Consider the following 21,371-nt stretch of genomic DNA (forward strand, 5'->3'; position numbering starts at 1 on the left):
AAATGAATTCATGATAAGTCGCAAGACTTGTCTGAATCAATAAAAAAACAAAGTCGGATTACAGAACGGAGGCAGGCGTAATCCGGCTTTGTAAAAAGAAAGCCTGCTTCCAAAAAAACAAAAGGGAGGATTTTCATCATGAGAAACCTTAAGAAGATTCTCGCAGTGATTACCGTCATTGCAATGCTTGCATCCATGATGGTAGTTCCTGCACTTGCTGAGGGTTTCAAGTATGAGAACGAGGCTAAAGTTCTCAACGACTTGGGACTCATGGCAGGTTATGGCCTTGGCGATGAAGTGAACAGAGCCCAGGGTATCGTCTTCGCTCTTAAGGCAGCTGGTAAGGCGGCTGAGGTAGAAGCCATGACCGACGAAGAAGCTGCCCAGATTCTCGACGAACTGGTTGTTGACAAGGACCAGGTTCCCGCTTGGGCAGTGAAGTGGGTAGCATACGCTGTTAAGAACGGCTTCACCTCCGGTGTTGACGCTTCCGTTGCTCCGAAGGTTAAGTTTGCTCCCCTGCAGTCCATGACCGCAGCCGAACTCCTTGTATGGCTCATGAACATCGGTATGGGCTACAAGGTAGGTACAGATGTATCTGTATCCGAGGCTGTTAACGCCGGCATCATCACTCTGAGCCAGGCTATGGAGTTTGGTCCGAAGACCGCTCTCATCCGTGATGATGTAGCTGGTATTCTCTTTGGCGCTGCTAAGAATGGCGTAAACGCTGATGGCAAGAAGTTCATCGAGTCCCTCATCGAAGCTGGCTTTGTTTCTGAAGAGGCCGCTATCGCAGCTGGTCTTATTGAACCCAAGCCTGCTAAGCTCGAGGTTGTTGGTGTATCCGCTACCAACCTGAAGCAGCTGGTTGTTGAGTTCAACATGCCTATCAAGAAGGCTGGTGACAAGGACAACTATTCCATCGAGACTGAGGATGCTCAGGCTAAGATCGACGAGGAGACCAACTTCGAACTTCAGGATGACAAGAAGACTGTTGTCATCACTCTGACCAATGCTGCAGCCCAGCAGGAAGTTATCGATCTCAAGATCAAGGGCATTGAGTCTGAGAGCGGTCTGAAGCTTGATGAAACCGTTATTAAGGACATTGAGCTGAAGGATACCACCATTCCTCAGGCTATATCCGCTGAAGTAGTTGGTAAGTACACCATTAAGGTGAAGTTCAGCGAACCGATCGGTGAACCGCCTGCAGATGGCAAGGATGTTGACGATTTCTTCAGCGTTGATGATGGCGAGTACCTGATCGAGAAGATCGAGAAGTTCAACAATGATACCGAGCTCAACGTAACCCTGTACTCTGCTCTTGAAGAGGGTACCGTTACTATCGAGGCTAAGCCTGCAATCAAGGACTACGCCGGATTCGGTATCACCAAGAAGACCTTCACTCTCGATGTGGTTAAGGATGAAACCGCTCCTGTAGTAGTAGGCTACAAGGATGCCAAGCCCACCGAGGTTACCCTTATCTTTGATGAAGACATCGTTCTTCTCGAGGAACCCACCACCGAGGAAGAAGTTGACGGCAAGACCGTTATGACCTATAAGGGTATGGAATTCCTCGAAAACTTCTATCACACCAACAAGAACAACACGGCTTATGATCTGAAGGCCAGCGGAAAAGAACTGACCATCAAGTTCGAAGATGATTACAAGCTGCCTGAAGGTCGTGCATACATCTACATTGAGAAGGAAGTCCTGCAGGATCTGTGGGAAAACAAGAACGCCAAGATCTCTTACGTCGTAGAGGTAACCCTTGACACTGAGCCTCCTGTCATTGAGAAGATCGAGCAGGACGGCGAAAGCGCTATCAAGGTGACATTCAGCGAAGATCTCGACGCTGATACTGCCGAAAATGTAGAAAACTACACCATCCTCAAGGACGGTAAGGAAGTAGAGGATATTATCTCCGGCGCTTCCCTGATTGAGAGCAAGGTCGTTAAGATCACATTCAATGATGATCTTTCCGGCGACTACACCCTCGTAGCACAGAAGGTTGAGGACAAAGCCGGTAACGCAATGTCCAAGACAACCGTTGCCTTCACCATGAAGGATACCACTGCTCCTGTGGTTAAGGGTGCTAAGCTCTACTATGCAGACAATGCTAAGAAGCAGACGCTCAAGGTAACCTTCAGCGAAGCTATGGCAGTCAGCGGTGCATACTCTGTGCTTGATCTTGAAAAGTATGCTCTCTCATTCGGTAGCGAGAAGATCTTCCTTGACGACTGGAAGAATGCTTCCATCAAGGCGGTTGACAACAACAAGGCCGTGGAAATCAAGCTGCCGTATGATAATGCGGAAGCTGTAGAAGATGGTAAGCAGTTCGCACTTGATGTAGTAGGCTTGACCCTTGAAATCGCCAGGGTTGCTGACGCTGCCGGCAATAAGATGAAGGAATTCAAATTTGACGTTCTTTCAATCGATGAGGCTGGTAACGTATCGATTGACAAGGTTGAACTGACAGCAGAAGATACTGTTGTTGTCACCTTCAAGGATAAGCTGACCACGTTCAAGACCACCGACTTCTACAGAAAGAGCGGCAGCACGATTGAATCTGCGCTGAAGGATACTTCCGGTGATGCCATCGAGATTGCAAGGATCAGGCATTCTGTGAATAAGGACGGTAACAGTGAGGTAACGCTTGTTCTCGATGAAGGTTTCAAGACCACTGTAATGGCAGGCGGTGACTGGAAGTTCCGGATCCTCGTTAATGAGGAGGGTGAGGCTGAGTCCGCAAATGTCTACGGTGAAACCATCGAGATAGAAGAAAAGGACGTTGAGGATAAGGCTGCTCCTGTTGTCAAGGAAGTTTACTTCGTTGACCTCGACGATAGCAGTCTCGCCGATAGCCATACCTACAAGGGTAAGGACATGATCCTGGTTGTCTTCTCCGAAGCTATCGATGACTCTACAGTTCGTGGCGATAATAAGGTAAGCGGATTCAGCGTTTCCGGTAACAAGGCCGAGCTGAGCGAAGCCTACCTGCTGGACGAGGGAATCATCGTGACGGTTGGCACAGAGGACAAGACAATTGCTGCTAATACCGCAGTTGTTCTCATCGGTAAGAACTTCAACAAGTACGTTGATGTATCTTACAACGACTCCTTTGGTATGGCTGACGCCGCCTCCAATAAGGTGAAGTCCTTCGACAGGAAAGACACATTGAAGGTTGCTGACACAGATTATACACCCTGGTAATTAGCGGCACAGACTTTCGATGTGCTGAGACGGAGAGAGGTTGGTTGAAAACCAACCTCTCTTCTTTTAACAAAGTAAGGCTGTCAAAATGCTAAGTAGGAGGAATGGTATTGAGGAAAGTAATTACAGTAATTTTTTTAGTAGTCATTCTTCTTGTGATCGGTGCATGCACAGGTAAACTGGAAGGCAAAATTGAATTGTATGCCTGGTACAATGAAGATACGGGAGAATTGCTGACACCCATTGAGTATGTAAAAACAGGTCAAATCGCGTACGTTTTTTTTGATTACGGAAAGCCAATGAATTACGACAGCATCACCATGTCAGTTTTCAGAAACAGCGGAAACGGAAGGTCTAGCTACTATGATGATTTTATGATCATAGATCCGAATACCTCGAAGGTCATTTTTTCAATGGAGATTAATGAAGCTGCGGAATACGAGATCGTAATTTACTTTGAAGATCCTGATAATCCAATAGCAAAGAAAAAGTTGTATGTATTTGACTGAAAGTTTCGGTAATCGTGTGAATAATGCGATATAAAGAAGCAATTTTATTTGCCTTGACTAAATGATGACTGATATTTTACAAAGATATTAAGAATTCGGTATATGCCTTGAAGGTTGATTTCCGTTGGCTTATCATTAATATACAAGCTGGTTGTATTATCCACTCGGAGCACACGTTATCCGGCTCACAGTTAATGACATCTCAGAAGTATAATCCAAAAGAAAAATCCTGGAGGGGGATATCACGATGAAAAAACTAAAGAAGATCTTTGCTTTGGTTGCCGTCATTACCATGCTTGCATCCATGATGGCCGCTCCGGTGTTTGCCGAGAGCTACAAGTACGAGAAGGAAGCGGTCATACTCAATCAGCTTGGGCTTATGGCAGGCTATGGTCTTGGCGATCAGGTCAACAGGGTGCAGGGTATTATCTTTGCCCTCAAGGCAGCTGGTAAAGCAGACGAAGTGGAAGCCATGACCGACGTTGAAGCTGCCTATATTGTTTCGCAATACGTAGTGGACGCAGCCCAGGTTCCCGACTGGGGCAGAAAATGGGTGGCATATGCTGTGAAGTATGGCTATACCTCCGGTGTCGATGCTTCCGTTGCACCGAAAGTAAAATTTGCGCCAATGCAGAAGATGGCCGCATCAGAATTCCTGGTATGGCTTATGAACATCGGTATGGGCTATAAAGTCGGTACAAATAACTCAGTATCCGAGTCCAGAAATGCCGGTATCATTTCACTGGGCCAGGAAATCGATTTAAGAGTGAAGGACGCGCTCATCCGTGACGATATTGCCGGTATCCTCTATGGCGCCTGCAAGAACGGTGTATGCGCAGATGGCAGGACCTTTATACAGTCCTTGATTGATGCAGGCTTTATCACGGAAGTGGCTGCCATAGCTGCCGGATTTATTGAACCAGAAGCCGAACCGGAACCCGAGCCGGAGCCTGATGAGCTTGAAGTTGTCGAAGTAAGCACAACTAACCTGAAGCAGTTGTTTGTCGAGTTTAATCTGTCTCTCAAGGACGCAGGAGACGAGAGCAACTATATTATTGAGACCGATGATGCTCAGGCCGTTATTGACGAAGATTCAAACTTCGAACTCTCGGAAGACAAGAAGACTGTAATTATTACATTGACTGAAGCTGCTGCACAACAGGAAGTCATCGATCTTACCATCAGGGATATAGAGGCTGAAAATGGCTTGATGCTTGATGAAACCACCATCGAAGACATTGAGTTGAAGGATACGACTCTTCCTAAGGCTGTATCTGCATCAGTTGTAGGCCAATACACCATTAAGGTTGTCTTCAGTGAACCGATCATGATTCCCGAAGAGGGAGACGATCCGGATCTTTATTTTACAGTTGACAACGGTGATTACCTCATTGAAAAGATTGAAAAGGTCAACAACGATACAGAGCTCAATATTACCCTTTTCTCAGGTCTTGAGGAAGGGACCGTAAAGGTTGAGGCTAAACCAGCAATTAAGGACTATGCCGGTTTTGGTATCACAAAGAAGACCTTCGATCTCAAAGTGAAGGAAGACAAGGATGGCCCCGTTGTGGTAAGCTATAAAAATGCAAAACCCACGGAAGTGACTCTCATCTTCAACGAAGACATTGAACTTGTCGAAAAAGCCGATTTAGATGATGAGTATTCGGACGATTACCTGGAGATGTTCTATCACACCAACAGGAACAATCCTGCCTCCAGCCTGAAAGTAAGCGGCAAAGAGCTTACGATTGACTTTACGGACAGCAAACTTCCTCCTGGCCAGGCATACATTTATATTGCTGAAGATGCGGTGCAGGACCTGTGGGGTAACACGAACAAAAAAATCTCTTACGTTGTGGAAGTGTCCAAAGACAATGATCCGGTTACGTTATTAAAAGTTGAGCAAGAGGATGAAAGCACTATTATACTGACTTTCAATAAGGTGCTTGATGAAGCTACGGCTGAAGATATTGATAACTACACGATCCTTGACAAGAACGGCAAGACAGATAAGGACATCATAGACGACGCTGTACTTGGAAAGGATGGCAAGACCGTTACAATTAACTTTACCGAAGAACTTTACGGTAGTTATTCCATAGTGGTTCAGAATGTGGAGGACCTTGTAGGCAATGTCATTAAAAAGACTACAAAATCCTTCACCATGAAGGACATGACAATACCTGGGGACTTCGAGGCAAGGATTTATAATCCGGGTAAGAAAGGGCAGACGCTTAAGGTCAACTTCAATGACACCATGGCTACCGACGGCAGGTACTCAGTCCTGGACCTTGAAAAATATGCAATCATTCTCGCTTCGGGGAAGACCGTTAGCCTTGACGACATGAAGGGTGTATCCATCAAGAGCGTCGACAACAACAGGGCTGTTGAAATCAGGATACCTTCTTCAGAAGATGTGGAGAAGAAAAAGAACCCTGAAAGATATGTGGATTTTTACGACTTCTCCGATACGGCCGATTACGTTAAGGGCGGCGTGTCCTACATCAGCGAGGAGCTGATCATTACCAGGGTTGCGGATGCTTCCGGTAACAAGACGGCTTCCAACCTGAACTATGTTGCCATTGCGCTGTCCGGACAGTTTGGCCTGAAGAATAGCGAGGATGCCGTTGCTTTGACTGATAAGAATACTATCACCATCACGCTGAATGACAAGATTACAACATATAAGTCCGGAGATTTTGAAGACGCGGTTTACTACTATAATGAAAAGACCGGAAAAGATGTTCCTGTGCGTGTCACCAGGCCCAGGCATACGATCAACTCAGACGGCCTCAGCGTGATAACTCTCACCCTGAGCGGTTGGAACAGCACAGAGGTATCCTTTGACGGCAAGACCCTCATGGTGGAAGTCACCGGCGCCTCTTCAAAGAACGCCTACGGTGAAGCCGTCAAGATTCCTGAGACCGAGGTTGTTGACAGGGCTGCGCCGGAGGTTGTCGGCGTCTACTATGACGAAGACAGGAACGGTGAAGGATACATTATTGTGGAGTTCTCCGAGGAGCTGGATCCCAAGACCTACGCGCCCAACAGCAAGAACGGTTTCTCCGTTTCCGGCGGAAGCGCCAAACTGGAGAGTGTTGAACTGGATGGCAAATACATCTATCTGTATGGCGAGAACCTGAAGAGGACCACAGATGTATCCTACAACTCGGTATTTGGCCTGGCAGATCGCGAGCGTAATACGGTGAAATCTTTCACCTGGACTGACACGCTGAAAGATTTCTAAAGAAAAATTAAAGCCTGATGAAGAGGTTGGCTCGGTCCAGCCTCTTCGTTTTGTAATTTCATCTATTTTATAGAAATCCATATCCTATCTCCTGATATATGGCACAACATAATTACTGTATAATTAATAACCAGACTTGATGGGATCCCCTCACTGGTTTATTATTAATATAAATAACGTTTTAAAATTTTCGTTTTCTACTATTTACAAAGGGGCGCGTTATCTTGAAGATTGCAATTGCAGGAACAGGCTATGTGGGGCTGGTAACAGGTGTTGTCTTGGCTCATTTGGGGCATGAAATAATCTGTATGGACATTGACGCAGACAAGATTGAAAAGCTCAAGAAAGGTATTTGCCCAATATTTGAGCCTGGATTGCCGGAACTGATGGCTGAAAATGCATCCAGACTGACATTTACTACGGATTATTCGGCAGCCTATTCGGATGCTGACGCCATATTCATAGCTGTAGGGACACCTGAGAAGATGGACGGTTCCGCAAATTTATCTTATGTTTTTGCTGTAGCCGGCCAAATTGCTGAATCGGCAAAGCGGGACTGCATCGTTGTGGTTAAGTCCACTGTGCCTATTGGGACTAATGATAAGGTTGAACAGTACATAAAAAAACATTTGAAGCATGATGTTAACATAGAAGTTGTCTCAAATCCTGAATTTCTGTCCCAAGGAACAGCCGTAAGGGACATGCTCCATGGCAGCCGTATTGTTGTTGGTGCGGAAAGCGAAGAAGCTCGTAAAGCAATGGCTGAGATCTATAAAGGCATGAATCAGCCTATCGTTTTCACCAACCGGCGCAGCGCCGAAATGATCAAATATGCCTCCAACGATTTTCTGGCACTAAAAATATCCTTCATTAACGAAATTGCCAATTTGTGCGAAGTGCTTGGCGCCGATGTGGAAGATGTGGCGCGAGGCATGGGCATGGATCCGCGCATCGGCGATAAATTTCTGAAGGCCGGTATAGGATATGGTGGTTCCTGTTTTCCAAAGGATACAAAAGCATTGCATTGGCTGGGTAATTACCATGACCATGAACTAAAAACCATTAAGGCGGCAATAGAAGTAAACGAAAATCAAAAATTACGGCTGATCAAAAAAGCTAGAAAATATTACGATACCTTTGAAGGATTAGCAATCGCGGTTTTAGGACTCACGTTCAAACCCGGTACCGACGACCTACGTGAGGCACCTTCTTTAACAATTGTTCCAATCCTACTGGATGATGGTGCAATCGTAAAAGCTTATGATCCATGCGGTATGGAACGGTTTAAGCAAAAGGTTAACGGAAGTATTATGTACTGCGGGACACCGGAGGAAGCATTGAAGGATGCCGATATCTGTTTTATTCTTACTGAGTGGCCCCAGATAACATCGCTAAAGCCCGAAGTGTTTTTATCCATGAAACGGCCTATAATATTGGATGGGCGCAACTGCTACAAGCTTGAGGACATGGAAGGTCATGACTTGGTTTACGAATCCATAGGAAGAAGAGTCATTCAAAAATTAAAGCCTTGATATGTTAAAATAATATATGTCAACTATTTGGAGGTACCTATGAAGAGATTTAGGGAATTTTTAAAGCGAATTTTACCACCTCCTGTAAAATCCTTCATGCGTGAAGTCAAGAATATATTAAAAGCTATTGGTGACAGTAAAAAAGAGCTTAAGACCCAGATTGAAAAGCTCACAAATGAGACTGCCTCCATCAAAGCACATTTAAAAGCACAGAATGAAGAACTGAAACGTCTGTACGTATTATTTGAATCTGTCAATCGTGATTACCTAAGGATCTTCAATGAAAGTAAAGAAGAACGTGAACAGCTGCGTAAGGAATATCAAACCGAGCGGCAACAACTATTGACAGAGTATAAGGATAGAATAGAACGCTATACTAAAATACTTGAGGACTCCGAAAAGAAGTATGCTCAAATTACAGAGTTGCTAAGCAAGTCTGAAAACGTTTTGCGTGAATCAATTTTAGACAATCGTGATTTGCTGGAAAAAGCCCATAAAACATTGGATACTAAATTAAGCGAGCAAACTAACGAGTTGAGTGTTATTAAGCAAAAAGCTGAAAAGGCGATGCGTTCTGCATCTGAGGCTGTTTGGGCAGAAGTATTCAATAGCGCGATAAAAAACTGTTCATGGCTTAAGGATGTATCGCTGTCTCCTGGTCGTTGGGCGGTTGGTTATCCCTACCTTTATGTTATGTTCAGAATACTTAATGAGTTGCGTCCTAAATCCATATTAGAGTTCGGGCTTGGACAGAGCACACGAATGATTGCACAATATGCGGCAGCAAATAAGGATGTAAAACACTATGTTGTTGAACATGATAAAAACTGGATAGAGTTTTTCGGAAATGACTGCATTTTGCCCGAAAATACTGAAATCGTAGTACTTGATTATGATTTTGTATCATACAAAGAGGCGAAAAAAGTGCGTATATATAAAGGGGCATCAATGGTTTTTCAGAATATGAAATTTGATTATATTAGTATTGATGGTCCTTTAGGCGGTGATATGGATAGTTATTCCAGAATAGATATACTTAATCTTTTACCCGATTGCTTAAAGGATAGCTTTATTATAATGCTTGATGATTATAACCGTTTAGCGGAACAGAATACGGGCAGAGAGATAGAGAGAATACTAAAGGAAAACGGGATTGCATTCAAAGCGAGTACTTATTATGGAGATAAGGATATAAGAATTTGGTGTTCACAAGATTTAGCCTTCTACTGCTCGCTATAAACCGTAAGGATTATTATTGTGTGTGGATTACATCCTTAGTAATCTGCATATTATTCAGCCCTTTTAGCTAGGAAAGGATAAACAATGGAATCATATAACTATCTGGTTGTAGGTTCAGGCTTATTTGGTGCGGTTTTTGTCCATGAAGCCACAAAGCGGGGAAAGCGTTGTCTTGTTTTGGAACGGCGCAACCATGTTGGCGGTAATATCTATACCGAAAACATTAATGGAATAAACGTCCATAAGTATGGGGCGCATATTTTCCATACCTCAAATAAGGAAGTATGGGAATATATCAATCAGTTTGCCGAGTTCAACAATTACATTAACTCTCCAATTGCTATCTATGGGGATGAAGTGTATAATTTACCTTTCAATATGAACACTTTCAGCAGAATGTGGGGTATAAAAACTCCGGCAGAGGCAAAGGCAAAGATCGCCCAGCAAGTTGCGGAGGCAGGGATAAAGGAACCCAAGAACCTGGAGGAACAGGCCATATCTCTGGTTGGCTACGATATCTATGAAAAGCTTGTAAAGGGATATACCGAGAAACAATGGGGCCGTAGTTGCCGCGATCTGCCGGCATTTATCATAAAACGCCTGCCGTTGCGATTTACTTATGATAACAACTATTTCAATGATCGGTGGCAGGGCATCCCTATTGGCGGGTACACACCTATCATCGAAAAGCTGCTTGAAGGCAGTGAAGTGATGTTGAACACGGATTATTTTACGTTTATCAAGGAAAATCCGGGTATTGCTGAGAAGACCGTTTTCACCGGTATGCTGGATGAGTTCTTTGGTTACTCACTGGGGCACCTGGAATGGCGGAGCCTGCGTTTTGAAACCGAGGAACTGGATATCGACAATTTCCAGGGCAATGCGGTTGTCAATTATACCTCCCGGGAAGTTCCTTGGACACGAATCATCGAGCATAAGCATTTTGAGTTCGGAACCCAACCTACAACGGTGATCACCAGGGAATATCCTCTGGAATGGGAACCGGGTGCTGAGCCTTATTATCCTATAAACGATGAGAAGAATGAAATCCTTGCCAATAGGTACAGGGAGCTTGCAGATAAATGTGAGAACGTCATATTCGGCGGACGGCTTGCCCATTATAAGTATTACAATATGGATCAAGTGATTGCTGCCGCGCTTGAGGCCATAAGAAAAGAATTTAACAGTTAAGCCTTTTATTGGCTAAATGATTTGCGTAGTTTTATCCATCGGTTAAATAGCTCATATTTAGCTTTAAATAAAGTATATTTTAGACCGTTATTTATCAGACTCTTCAAGAAAGCTCCTATAATACTATATTTGGCTGGTTCATCGTTTCTGCTGTTGTCTGAAACGCATTCGTTTTTCATGATTTTCAGATATTGCTCGTATTCTCCTTTATTCCAGAAATAATTTCTGTCATGCCGGGTAATACCAAGTTCCTGGAAAAACTCTGTCCTCAAACTGTCATACAGTTTTTTATAGGCAGATCCAGTTATCGTATTGAGGTTCCAGAGCGAAAAATGTAAGGCATAGTTAATATAGCTTTGCTCGATTTCCTCATAAATACCTGCTTTTTTCAGTTCCTCCCGCAATGCGAGCAAAGCGTTATAAAAACAACGCCACGACTGTTCCCGTGTTCTTGATAAGGACGATTGAAGGCTTATCCGGTGATGGGCGAGTACTTCATCCATTACCATGATTCTTTTAGCTTTCACAAGAGCAGTGAAAGCAAAAAGGAGATCGTTTGTCGTCCTTTGCGCTTGAAAAAGGAGGTTGTTCGAAATAGCAAATTCACGTCTGTATAATTTATCCCAAACCCAGCCTACAAATATATTAAAAATGTCCTTTTTTATGTCTTTATAACTAAAGATTTTTTTTCTTGGAAGAAGATCCTTTCTTATAGTATCATATTGTGGAATAAAAGTATTGGTGTCATTATCGTAAAAGTCAGAACGGAATACCACAAAATCCAAATTATAAGTTGAGCAAGCTTCATATGCCTTCTCCAGCATATTCAATTCAAAGAAGTCATCTGAATCCAAGAATGATAAGTATTCTCCCCTTGCCACTTTTAAACCTGCGTTTCTTGCGGCACCTGCCCCCGAATTCTTTTGATTGATAATAATGATCCTGGAATCTTGAACAGCGTATTCTTGCAGTATGTTTAGTGAACAATCGGTTGATTCATCATTAACGCAAATGATTTCAATATCGTTCAATGTTTGATTAATGACACTATCCAAACATTTACGCAAATAGTTTTCGACGTTATAAACAGGTATTATAACGGATACCTTTGGGCGTTTCAGCTTCATAACCATTTTACACTGTACTATTTTATGATACCAAGTTTTTCTAACACCTTATTGTATGTATATTTAAGACCATTTTTTCGTAAACTGTAAATACCTTTATGTATCATTTTGATACATTCAATAAATAAATTACGTGTACGGGTTACATTAGGACTAGATATTTGCTTCTTTAGTTCATTTTTTTCATTTTGAACTCTTTTCCAGCATATTTTGTAATGGGCAATGATCGTTTCAAGCAAAATCTTATTATCGGTAACCTCGATCTCTTTTTTTGGCAATAATAACGAGTCGAAAACATTTTTCCAAGCAGTTCCATAATCAAAACCCAGATACTTCTTTATGCTCTCTTTTGCCTCCCGTCCAAGTTCGAGCCGTAACTCATCGTTACTGAACAATCTAATGATTTGCTCGGCAGCGCCTTTAATATCACCTGGCTTTACACTAATAATTCCTTTATTGTCTTTTGTCAGCTCTAAATAAGGCATTTCATACATAACAGTTGGTAATCCATGTGCTTTGCTTTCTGCCAAGGTCATTGAAAACCCTTCATATAAGGATAGCAATAAGTGTATTGATGAAGCTTGGTAAAGTTGGCTGACATCATGTCTGAAACCACAAAACTCTATATTATTAGAGAGCTTGAGTCTTTCGCATTCTTTGTAGTATTTGTCCATCGTTTCTGGAGGATGTGTTGTTCCAACCATATACAGTTTAGCGTCAGGATAACTCTTAACGACTATCTCCATGATGCGCAAAGCATCCATTGGCTGCTTTTCATTGGCAAAGCGGCCTATCCATATAAGATTATGACTTTTTAGATCACTAATTGGTACATCATTTAGTGTTCCATCTAAAGGATTAGGGATGAAATGTACATTATTGGCAAAATAACTCCAATATGTATAATCGACTGATGATAAAGAAACAATTGCGTCACTCAATGAATAAATAATGGGCATTTGGTAAAAAGAATTTTGGAATGTTATCATCGTCGCCGAAAAAATAGAATGTGTATTTATTATAAAAGGGACACCACAACTTTTTATTGTGATCATATCCCAAAAAAGCAATGGAGACATCCAGGCATGATAAACTAAAGCATCAATTTGATATTCATTAATAAACTCATGCCATTGATTCATTCGTATTTCAAAATTATTGCGGTCAGTTTTTAAAAATGATTGTAATACAATCCTTTGAACCCCTTCGGGCAGTTGATAATCATTATTGCTAGGTTCAGTATCCGTAAAGAGGATAACCTTATAACCCATTCGAATCCATATAGGAATTAGAATGGATAATACACGCTGAACACCGCCATTTTCAATATGATGATAATATGTAGCTATTGTTTTAATATGATTACGTTTAGGGGTAAGAGTCAATGCACCATTTATTCTATCAGCAAGTATATCGCGGTCGTACCATCTTTTCTTAGCAAGTGCTGCGATAACTTTTTTGGAGCCCCAATATTTTACGAGGATATCAAATCCTTTTGAGCTCTCTCCTTTCTTCATGCGTAACAACCAATTAGATAAGCATTCATCAAATAACTTCTCATCATATTTTTGACATATTTTTTCATACTCAGCAAAACATCCCTGTCCCTCTAAAAACAATTTTATTCCTTTAGCAACATATGATTGTGTGCAATAACGTTCCAATATGTTACTATCTATCCATTCATGCCCGGTAATACCTCTTCCAAAGCAATAGTGATAAAGAGCCTTTTGCCTTGACAAACCGTAATATGAATTTGCAAAAAAAGAAATGATAAAAAAGGCATATAAATCTTGAGCCTTAGGATATTTACCTTCAGGGATATATTGGAAAGCCTTTTTGCACAATGATGCTGAATAAATTTTATTCCATAGAGTAAAACCGTATTTCTCATATAAAAAACAATATTCAAAAACATCTTTTCCTTGCAACTTTGTGGGATAAGGCAATAATAATTTTTCAAGAGACTTGATGCGATTTTCTGGAATTCCGCCGCAATTTTCTATTGTCGTGTTGAAATGTAAGATATCAACATTTACGCGCTTGATTTCTGAATAGAGTATATCACAAGTATCTGGTTCAATATAATCATCAGCATCTAGGAAAAGAATATACTCGCCACTAGATATTGAAACACCATCTTTCCTTGCTTGTGAGGCACTCTTGTTTGTGTCGTATGAAACAGTTTTAATCCGGGAGTCAACGGAAGCGTATTTCTGTATTATTTCCAATGAGTTATCTGTAGAGCAATCATCGACACAAATAATTTCGATATCCGTAAGTGTTTGGTTAACTACGCTATCCAAGCATTGCTTTAAAAACTTTTCTGCATTATGAACAGGGATAATAATAGATATTTTCGGCATTATTTCCTCAATCCTTGTAAATATTAGTAATTGATATTATACCACCCACTCATCCTATTATATAAAATATCTGATCCTAATTAAATAGTTAAAAGTACTTTTGCCTTAAAAACTCTTCATACTGTTTACACATTTCAATCGGATCTCCAAATCCCATCTGCTTTCCTTTCTCCAACCAGAGGACCTTATTGCACAATTGCCGGATCTGCTGTGTGGAATGCGAAACCAAAATGGTCGTAACGCCTCTGCCTATTATCTCCATCATTTTTTCTTCGCTCTTTTTCCGGAATGCTCCATCGCCAACAGACAGAACTTCATCCAGTATTAGAATGTCTGGATTGACCAGGCTGGCAATGCTGAAAGCAAGTCGCGATTTCATACCTGAGGACAACTGCTTGAAGGGTCTGTCCTGAAACTCCTGAAGCTCGGCAAATTCAATGATCGAATCATACATTTCATCCATAAAGCGACGTGTATAACCGAGCATGGCGCCCCTTAGGTAGGTGTTTTCTTTTACGGTCAGTTCCCCGTCAAACCCGGAGGCGAGCTCCAGCAGGGCTGCCACATTACCGTTGATTTCGACTTTTCCTTTTGTAGGATTCATGATTCCGGCTATGACTTTCAGAAGCGTGGATTTACCGGCACCGTTGCTGCCGATAATGCCAAGCAAGTCACCCTTTTCAAGGGAAAAGCTGACCCCGTCAACAGCCCAGAATTCCTTCACATGGTAGTTGTGCGAAAGCTTACGCACAATAAATTCTTTCAAGCCTATATTTTTAAAATCGCCGATGATATATCTCACTGAAACGTCTTTTAGCACAACAGTCGGTTTTGTATTATCCATTGGTTTCCCCCATCACAAGTAGTATAAGAACTTCTGGTTATGCTTCTTATACATTCTAGCTCCAATAAGTAAGACCGCAAAGGCGTATCCGAATGCCAAAAGGTGTGTTACCAGGTCTGGAATAGCATTGTTGATTACAATCGTGCGGAAATAACTGATATACACATATATAGGATTCAACAAAAAGAGTTTCTGCACAGCTGGCTCATAGGCATCTATGTTATAAAAAATGGCGGACAGGTACATGAGCATCAATGTAAAGATGCTGTACAGATACTGGATGTCCTTAAAGAACACGTAGAGCGCGGAAAGTATGGAACCAACCCCGATATTGAAAAAGACCAGGCAGACTATCGGGTATACCAGCAATAGGAATTTCCAGTGGAATGCAATGCCATCCAGCAGACAGAATCCCAGGAAAATAAGGAATGTCAGCCCGAAGTTGATGAGCGAGGATACGTTTTTGGAAAGCAGGAACAGGTATTTCGGCACATTGACTTTGGTAAAAATACCGGCATTGTCAACCAACGAGGACATCCCCTGGTTGGTAGCGTCGCTGAAGTAGGAGAAAACGAGTGTCCCGGCAAATAAGTATGTTGTATAGTGGTTTGTTGTCCTGCCAAAAAACTCGGTAAAGACTATTCTCATGACGAGCAGGGTCAGCAATGGAGACAACAAGCTCCACAAAATTCCCAATACCGTTCTCTTGTATTTTTTCTTAAAATCCCTCTTAACCAGTTCTTCAAAGAGGAATTGATGCTTCTTTAATTTCCTAAGCATGTGAATGCTCCTTACTTTCTTAATTGTTCTCGCAGTTTACGGGCAAGACTTGTTCTTCGTGAGTTCGGCGGAACGATTAAATATTTCACTTTCCTCTTGAAGTATTTCATGCTGTCCAGCATGAAATCGATCCTTTGCAGTTCCAAGGCCTTTACCTTCCCGGTATCCTTCAGCCAAGTATAGTATACACCAAACAGGCGCTCCGCCAAATACCCGTTGACCCGCGCTTCCTCGCCGGTGTAATTGGCTGCGCCTTTTCTTTTGTCATATTCGGTTAATATGGCGAACAGCCAGGAGCAATATTCATGAAACAGTTCCCGTTTCATGATATAGATATTGCACGGGTGCATCATGGTTCCGTGAATATATTTGCGATAATAAGGCGTAAACTCAGGGAAAAGATCTCCCAGAATTTCTGCTGCCAGTTGCAAATCCTCTATATGATGGTAAGCCGACTGCTTGTAATATTCAAACAGGCTTGCGCCCATATCTTCCGCAATGGGAACCAGGATGTCATAACCTCCGATCAGGTCCTGTATGTGGAATGTATCATAGCCATATTTGTCAAGAACCCTTTCATCAGGATGGTTGGCCAAAACGTACGGCCGCATTTTTTTATTTATGTTGAACGAAAGGTATCTTCTGTAATGGAAAAAACCGTAATAGTCCGCATTGTCGTTTTTCCAGGCCCAATACTGAGCTGTCAGTTCACAATAGCTTCTGTTATGATGGGAAATGTTGTCACCGGTATCATCGTAGATCATACCGGTAAACCTGTCTTTGCATAAAGCGGCTCCCACTTGTATGGGGACAAGCAACGAATGCTTCGGTACATATATCGGTTTATGGCATGCCACATAGATCTTGACTACCAATTTACCATTCCAACCTCTATGTATGTAGTATGGGTTATGACAGTATTCTAACGTCGGCAGTTACACTTGACAATGTTTTTATTTGGTTCTCTCAAAAAGCTCGGAATAAAAGTTTTCCAGCCGCTTTACCTGCACCTTGATGTCAAATTCCGGAATGTAAATACTCTGCCGTTTTTCTGAACCATGTGAGGCGAAGATTTTTTCAGCCCAAGTGTAGGCAGGTTCCTTGATGCTTAAGAATACGGTATTATGGCTTAATGCCGCCTGAGGTATAATTGTATCGGACAAAAAGCATGGCAGTCCGGAAAGCTGCGCCTCAACGGCGGAAACCGGGAAGCCCTCGAATAGGGAAGGCAGGACGAAGGCATCCATCGCCTGCAAGTATTCATTCACACGGTCGCTGACACCCGTGAATATCACCTTGTTAGTTAAACCCAGCTGTCCAATCTTTTTTTCTATAACGTGCCGCAATTCGCCATCTCCGATCAAAAGGAGCCTACTGTCGGGCATGATGGTACATATTTCCTTAAAAATGTCAATGATATAGCTGTGGTTCTTTTGCAGGCAGAAACGGCCCACATGGCCGAGGACAAACTGTTTATCGTACAGGTTCAGTTCTTTCCTGACCCTGTTTCGTACCTCTTCGGAAAAAGTATATTTGGCTGTGTCAATAGCATTGGTCAGAATGAAGGCGTTTTCAGCCCTTTTCCCGAACAGGAACCTTGCGGAGTTTTCGGAGCATGCGGCATAACAGTTTGCAACCCAGGGGATTAGGCTGTTCAGGATGTTATTCCGCAGTCTTTTTACGGTGGAATCGGCGCTTCTGTCATTATGGCTGTGAACGATGCGCACCGGAACATTGAAGCGTTTAGCCGCACCCAGGTAAAAAACGGCCGCATTGGGCAAATGGCCGTGAACGATTTTGTATTCAGGATGCTCCCTGAAAAAGCGGTTCAGATCTCCCATATACCTCGGAATGTTGGATGGTCTCAATGCAGGCATCTCATATACCTTGGAGCCATTTTTCATGAACCTGTCCCTGGCCTCCTGAGAGATAGGCTCATGGACCAGGAAATCGAAGGCAAACCTATTTTTGTCAATATGATGGTAATAGTTCATGACAACCGAATTGACGCCGTTGTTCAGGCTAAGGTTTTCAATGACATGCAATATCCTAATCATCTTCAGCATGCTTCCTTTTCATGTTTTGTCAGTCTTTTCTCAGCGATTTGTATTTTCTGATGGCATTCAGTATATAGCAGGCCATATAGTAAATAGCTTTCGGCAAGGGAAGCTTTTGGGCTCTCCTGTAAATGATCCATCGGTTTTTGCCGGCTTTGAACTTATTCGCCGAACGGCCACCGTAGGAGTAGCCTGTCAGAACCTCGTCCAGACCGCACAGGGTTTTCCCGGCTTTGGCCAGTTCAAGCCATAGCACATAATCCTCGTGCGCGTAATCCCCGCAAAATGCATGCCCATTAAGGGCAGTTGCCTTTAACATGACCGTGGAGCATCCGATGACATTCTCTTTAAGCAGTTGTTCATAGGAAATGGATTCTGGTACCCTGTAAGCCCGTTTGTCTCTTGATGGCTGCTCATGGGGGTGTGCATAGGCATATGCCGTACAGGATAGATCGCATCCCTTGCGCAACATGAAACTGACCTGCTTTTCCAGCTTGTCTTCAAACCACATGTCGTCGCTATCCAAAAAAGCTAGATACTCACCTTGAGCCATCCTGCAGCCATGGTTCCTGGATGCGGCTACGCCAAGGTTCCGGGGGTTACGCAAAAGGACAATACGGGAATCGGTTTTCATATAGAAATTGACGATGTCAACCGTATTGTCCGTCGAACCGTCGTCAATCACCAGGAGTTCAAACTCGCTGTAGGTTTGATCCAAAACCGATTGTATGGCTCTACTGATAGTATTCCCGCTGTTATATGCCGGCATGATAATCGATACCAAAGGTTCCATAGATACCCTGGAAGATTTATTCTTTGTTATCTGCGACGAAAGGTCTTCCACACTTTTCGTATTTATATTGTAGGCCAAAGTACTATATTGTACAATAATATATTATTCATATCTCCTTTATGCTGGAGGAAAAATAATGAAGCATAATCATACGTTATATCTTTCGTTTGGCGAAAACTGCCTGCCTGATAATATCTTGAAAAGACATGGCTTAAAATCATTCACCACGCCATATTCCCATGGCCGTTCCAATATTGAATACATTCTTCAGATAGAAAAAGACAGATTTAAGCATTTTTTAAACCCCAAGTGTTTACGATATGAAGAGTCATGTGGTCATAGAGTACCAAGACTTAAGATATACAATGAGATACATAATACTTACGATAAATTGCACATGAATGGTTTTGAATTCACCCACCATAATGTAATAGGCAATCATGAGCATCGGGATGCGTTGAAGCGAAGGGCAAAAAGGATGCTCAAGATACGAAACTGCCATTTGATCATTTTTTATCATCATCGGTATTGTTTATCAACTGATTTCAGTCAACTGCTAGACGATCTTAATAAATTGCGCCTGATATATTTGAAGCGTTGCCGTGCTGTTGATGTTGTATTGTTTCACCAATCCCTTATAAAGGATCCATCTGATAGGAAACTAGAGTATAGCTTTGCTGGCGGCATACATGTTTTTACCTTTTATACAACAAAGGTGTGGAGTGGGAATGACCAGGATGTTTTTTGGGCCAGGGTCGATGATGATCTAATTCAGGGGATGCTCAATATGATAACAAATGGCCAGATACATCCGACCGATATAGTCCATACATCTTTAATAAGTCAATGGCTCAGGCACATATTTAAACGCACATGAAAAACTGGTATTGCTTGAAATAATCATACTTGCATACCATAAATAGGGGATACACAACTTCCTATGTTTATAATTCCGATCAGCGTCTTGTATATATTTACTGTTCTTCAAGTTTTGTGTACTATTTTTCAACACTTTTTCATGATATAATTCTTATGAACATACCTGTACAAGCCTCCCCCGAAAGAAGGGATAATGTGGGCAAGGCTTTCAGCAAGTCCTACAAGCTGATCATCATTGTCATAGACTTAATATTGATAAATCTTTCCTACATTACGGCCTTCTTCCTAAAATTTGGCTTTGATATTCCCATGTTCAATTTGCGGCCATACCTGAATGCCATGCCGTTCATTACGCTTGCCGCCCTGATCTATTTTGACATGTTCGGAATGATCAAATTCTACCGAAAAAGCGTCAATGAAACCCTGTCGAACCTGGGGAAACTTGTCGGTCTTTTGAGCATTACCACGGTGTCCATTACATACTTCCTGCAGGGCTTCTCATTCCCCAGGACCGTACTGCTCGGCTCCGCCTTTATCATGTTCATTTACCTGTCGGTATGGCGGGTGTTCCTGGTTTGGATAAGGCAGAAGCTGATGCGTGAAACGTTCGCCATGCTTGTCGGAAGCCATGATGAGCTGAAAACCATTGGCCGCAAGATCATTTCCGACAAGGCCCAGAAGATCGCCATCAAGTATGCGGTAGATGTCACGGATGCCAATACCGCCCTGAAGAAGCTTGAAGACGTAGACGAGGTCATCCTGTGCCCCAGTGTTCCGGACGACGTCAAGGCCCTGATGATCAAGGAGTGCATCGAGCGCAAGAAGGTCGTGTTCGCAATACCCCAGCTTTTTGAGATCGCCCTTGCGAAGACGCGGACGGTCCAGTTCGAGGACATGCCCGCCTTCATTATCGACAGGTTGGGCCTTACCCCTGAGCAGCGCTTCTTCAAGAGGGCCTTTGATATTGTACTGGCTGTTATCGGCCTGATTGTCAGCGCGCCTGTTATGCTCATCAGCGCCATACTGATCAAGGTCACATCGCCCGGCCCGGTCATCTTCAGTCAGGAGCGGGTAACCATCAATAACCGCGTGTTTAAGATTTATAAATTCCGGACCATGGTGGTGGATGCGGAGAAGAAGACCGGTCCCGTCATTTCTTCACAGCATGATCCCAGGGTGACGCCTGTGGGGGCTGTACTGAGGAAGCTCAAGATCGATGAACTCCCGCAGTTGTTCAACATCTTAAAGGGGGACATGAGCTTTGTGGGGCCAAGGCCGGAACGCCCGGTGTTCGCCGACAGATTCAGCGCCGAGATTCCTGCCTACAAGTACAGGACCCTTGTGAAAGCCGGGCTTACCGGGTATGCCCAGGTATACGGCAAGTACGACACATCGGCTGAGGACAAGCTTCGGTTTGATCTGCTCTATATCAGGAGCTATTCCCTCCTGCTGGATATCAAGCTTCTGCTGACTACGGTGTTCACCTTATTCAGGGGGAAAAACAACTACCAGCGAGTCAATGGGTTGGAAGGCGTGCACGGCACCAAGAGAAAAGCGGTGTAGGCAGTCAATTGGATGACGGCTTCGGGTGTGTAGC

15 protein-coding genes are annotated in these 21,371 nt (G+C 43.0%); 8 read left to right on the plus strand and 7 right to left on the minus strand.

The window, feature by feature from the left end:
- Positions 1-138 precede the first annotated feature (138 nt).
- The 6 genes from F3H12_RS03990 (at position 139) to glf (ending at position 10,928) form a co-directional block, all read left to right on the plus strand.
- Complete coding sequence (locus F3H12_RS03990) at positions 139-3,210, plus strand: Ig-like domain-containing domain (protein WP_149678071.1); 3,072 nt, start codon at positions 139-141, stop codon at positions 3,208-3,210.
- 110 nt (positions 3,211-3,320) lie between these two features.
- Positions 3,321-3,719, plus strand: a complete 399-nt coding sequence (locus tag F3H12_RS03995) for a hypothetical protein (RefSeq protein ID WP_149678072.1) — start codon at positions 3,321-3,323, stop codon at positions 3,717-3,719.
- Positions 3,720-3,966: 247 nt separating this feature from the next.
- A complete protein-coding gene (locus F3H12_RS04000) occupies positions 3,967-6,966 on the plus strand; it encodes an Ig-like domain-containing domain (RefSeq protein WP_149678073.1) in 3,000 nt (999 codons plus the stop codon).
- Between the two features lie 224 nt (positions 6,967-7,190).
- Positions 7,191-8,498 (plus strand): UDP-glucose dehydrogenase family protein, encoded by a 1,308-nt coding sequence (locus F3H12_RS04005; RefSeq protein ID WP_149678074.1) that lies wholly within the window; start codon positions 7,191-7,193, stop codon positions 8,496-8,498.
- Positions 8,499-8,537: 39 nt separating this feature from the next.
- The gene (locus F3H12_RS04010; protein ID WP_149678075.1) at positions 8,538-9,737 is read left to right on the plus strand and encodes a hypothetical protein; all 1,200 of its coding nucleotides are present in this window, start codon (positions 8,538-8,540) and stop codon (positions 9,735-9,737) included.
- An 84-nt stretch (positions 9,738-9,821) separates the two neighbouring features.
- Positions 9,822-10,928, plus strand: a complete 1,107-nt coding sequence (glf, locus tag F3H12_RS04015; RefSeq protein WP_149678076.1) for a UDP-galactopyranose mutase — start codon at positions 9,822-9,824, stop codon at positions 10,926-10,928.
- Positions 10,929-10,933: 5 nt separating this feature from the next.
- Here glf and F3H12_RS04020 read toward each other — a convergent pair whose 3' ends face one another.
- The 7 genes from F3H12_RS04020 to F3H12_RS04050 form a co-directional block, all read right to left on the minus strand.
- A complete protein-coding gene (locus tag F3H12_RS04020) occupies positions 10,934-12,055 on the minus strand; it encodes a glycosyltransferase family 2 protein (protein ID WP_149678077.1) in 1,122 nt (373 codons plus the stop codon).
- Between the two features lie 17 nt (positions 12,056-12,072).
- Positions 12,073-14,421 (minus strand): glycosyltransferase, encoded by a 2,349-nt coding sequence (locus F3H12_RS04025; protein ID WP_149678078.1) that lies wholly within the window; start codon positions 14,419-14,421, stop codon positions 12,073-12,075.
- A gap of 88 nt (positions 14,422-14,509) precedes the next feature.
- Positions 14,510-15,265, minus strand: a complete 756-nt coding sequence (locus F3H12_RS04030) for an ABC transporter ATP-binding protein (protein WP_149678079.1) — start codon at positions 15,263-15,265, stop codon at positions 14,510-14,512.
- Between the two features lie 12 nt (positions 15,266-15,277).
- A complete protein-coding gene (locus F3H12_RS04035; RefSeq protein WP_149678080.1) occupies positions 15,278-16,045 on the minus strand; it encodes an ABC transporter permease in 768 nt (255 codons plus the stop codon).
- Positions 16,046-16,056: 11 nt separating this feature from the next.
- The gene (locus F3H12_RS04040) at positions 16,057-16,902 is read right to left on the minus strand and encodes a DUF4422 domain-containing protein (RefSeq protein ID WP_243133186.1); all 846 of its coding nucleotides are present in this window, start codon (positions 16,900-16,902) and stop codon (positions 16,057-16,059) included.
- A gap of 96 nt (positions 16,903-16,998) precedes the next feature.
- A complete protein-coding gene (locus F3H12_RS04045; RefSeq protein WP_188118358.1) occupies positions 16,999-18,102 on the minus strand; it encodes a glycosyltransferase family 1 protein in 1,104 nt (367 codons plus the stop codon).
- A gap of 28 nt (positions 18,103-18,130) precedes the next feature.
- On the minus strand, positions 18,131-18,895 hold the full coding sequence (locus F3H12_RS04050; protein WP_149678083.1) for a glycosyltransferase family 2 protein: 765 nt from the start codon (positions 18,893-18,895) through the stop codon (positions 18,131-18,133).
- Positions 18,896-19,031: 136 nt separating this feature from the next.
- On the opposite strand from F3H12_RS04050, the gene F3H12_RS04055 reads away from it, so the two are divergent.
- Positions 19,032-19,772: a DUF1796 family putative cysteine peptidase gene (locus F3H12_RS04055; protein WP_149678084.1), complete on the plus strand. Its 741-nt coding sequence runs from the start codon at positions 19,032-19,034 to the stop codon at positions 19,770-19,772.
- A 197-nt stretch (positions 19,773-19,969) separates the two neighbouring features.
- Positions 19,970-21,337 carry a sugar transferase gene (locus F3H12_RS04060; RefSeq protein WP_188118360.1) on the plus strand — a complete coding sequence of 456 codons (1,368 nt, stop codon included), beginning with the start codon at positions 19,970-19,972 and terminating at the stop codon, positions 21,335-21,337.
- Positions 21,338-21,371 lie beyond the last annotated feature (34 nt).

The organism is Thermoclostridium caenicola, assembly GCF_900142095.1.
Classification (GTDB): domain Bacteria; phylum Bacillota; class Clostridia; order DSM-8532; family DSM-8532; genus Thermoclostridium_A; species Thermoclostridium_A caenicola.

Coding starts and splice junctions, on each gene's coding strand:
- F3H12_RS04050 (WP_149678083.1), bottom strand. CDS start 18,895: ATGGAACCTTTGGTATCGATTATCATGCCGGCATATAACAGCGGGAAT.
- F3H12_RS04045 (WP_188118358.1), bottom strand. CDS start 18,102: ATGATTAGGATATTGCATGTCATTGAAAACCTTAGCCTGAACAACGGC.
- F3H12_RS03990 (WP_149678071.1), top strand. CDS start 139: ATGAGAAACCTTAAGAAGATTCTCGCAGTGATTACCGTCATTGCAATG.
- F3H12_RS04055 (WP_149678084.1), top strand. CDS start 19,032: ATGAAGCATAATCATACGTTATATCTTTCGTTTGGCGAAAACTGCCTG.
- F3H12_RS04010 (WP_149678075.1), top strand. CDS start 8,538: ATGAAGAGATTTAGGGAATTTTTAAAGCGAATTTTACCACCTCCTGTA.
- F3H12_RS04000 (WP_149678073.1), top strand. CDS start 3,967: ATGAAAAAACTAAAGAAGATCTTTGCTTTGGTTGCCGTCATTACCATG.
- glf (WP_149678076.1), top strand. CDS start 9,822: ATGGAATCATATAACTATCTGGTTGTAGGTTCAGGCTTATTTGGTGCG.
- F3H12_RS04035 (WP_149678080.1), bottom strand. CDS start 16,045: ATGCTTAGGAAATTAAAGAAGCATCAATTCCTCTTTGAAGAACTGGTT.
- F3H12_RS04030 (WP_149678079.1), bottom strand. CDS start 15,265: ATGGATAATACAAAACCGACTGTTGTGCTAAAAGACGTTTCAGTGAGA.
- F3H12_RS04025 (WP_149678078.1), bottom strand. CDS start 14,421: ATGCCGAAAATATCTATTATTATCCCTGTTCATAATGCAGAAAAGTTT.
- F3H12_RS04020 (WP_149678077.1), bottom strand. CDS start 12,055: ATGAAGCTGAAACGCCCAAAGGTATCCGTTATAATACCTGTTTATAAC.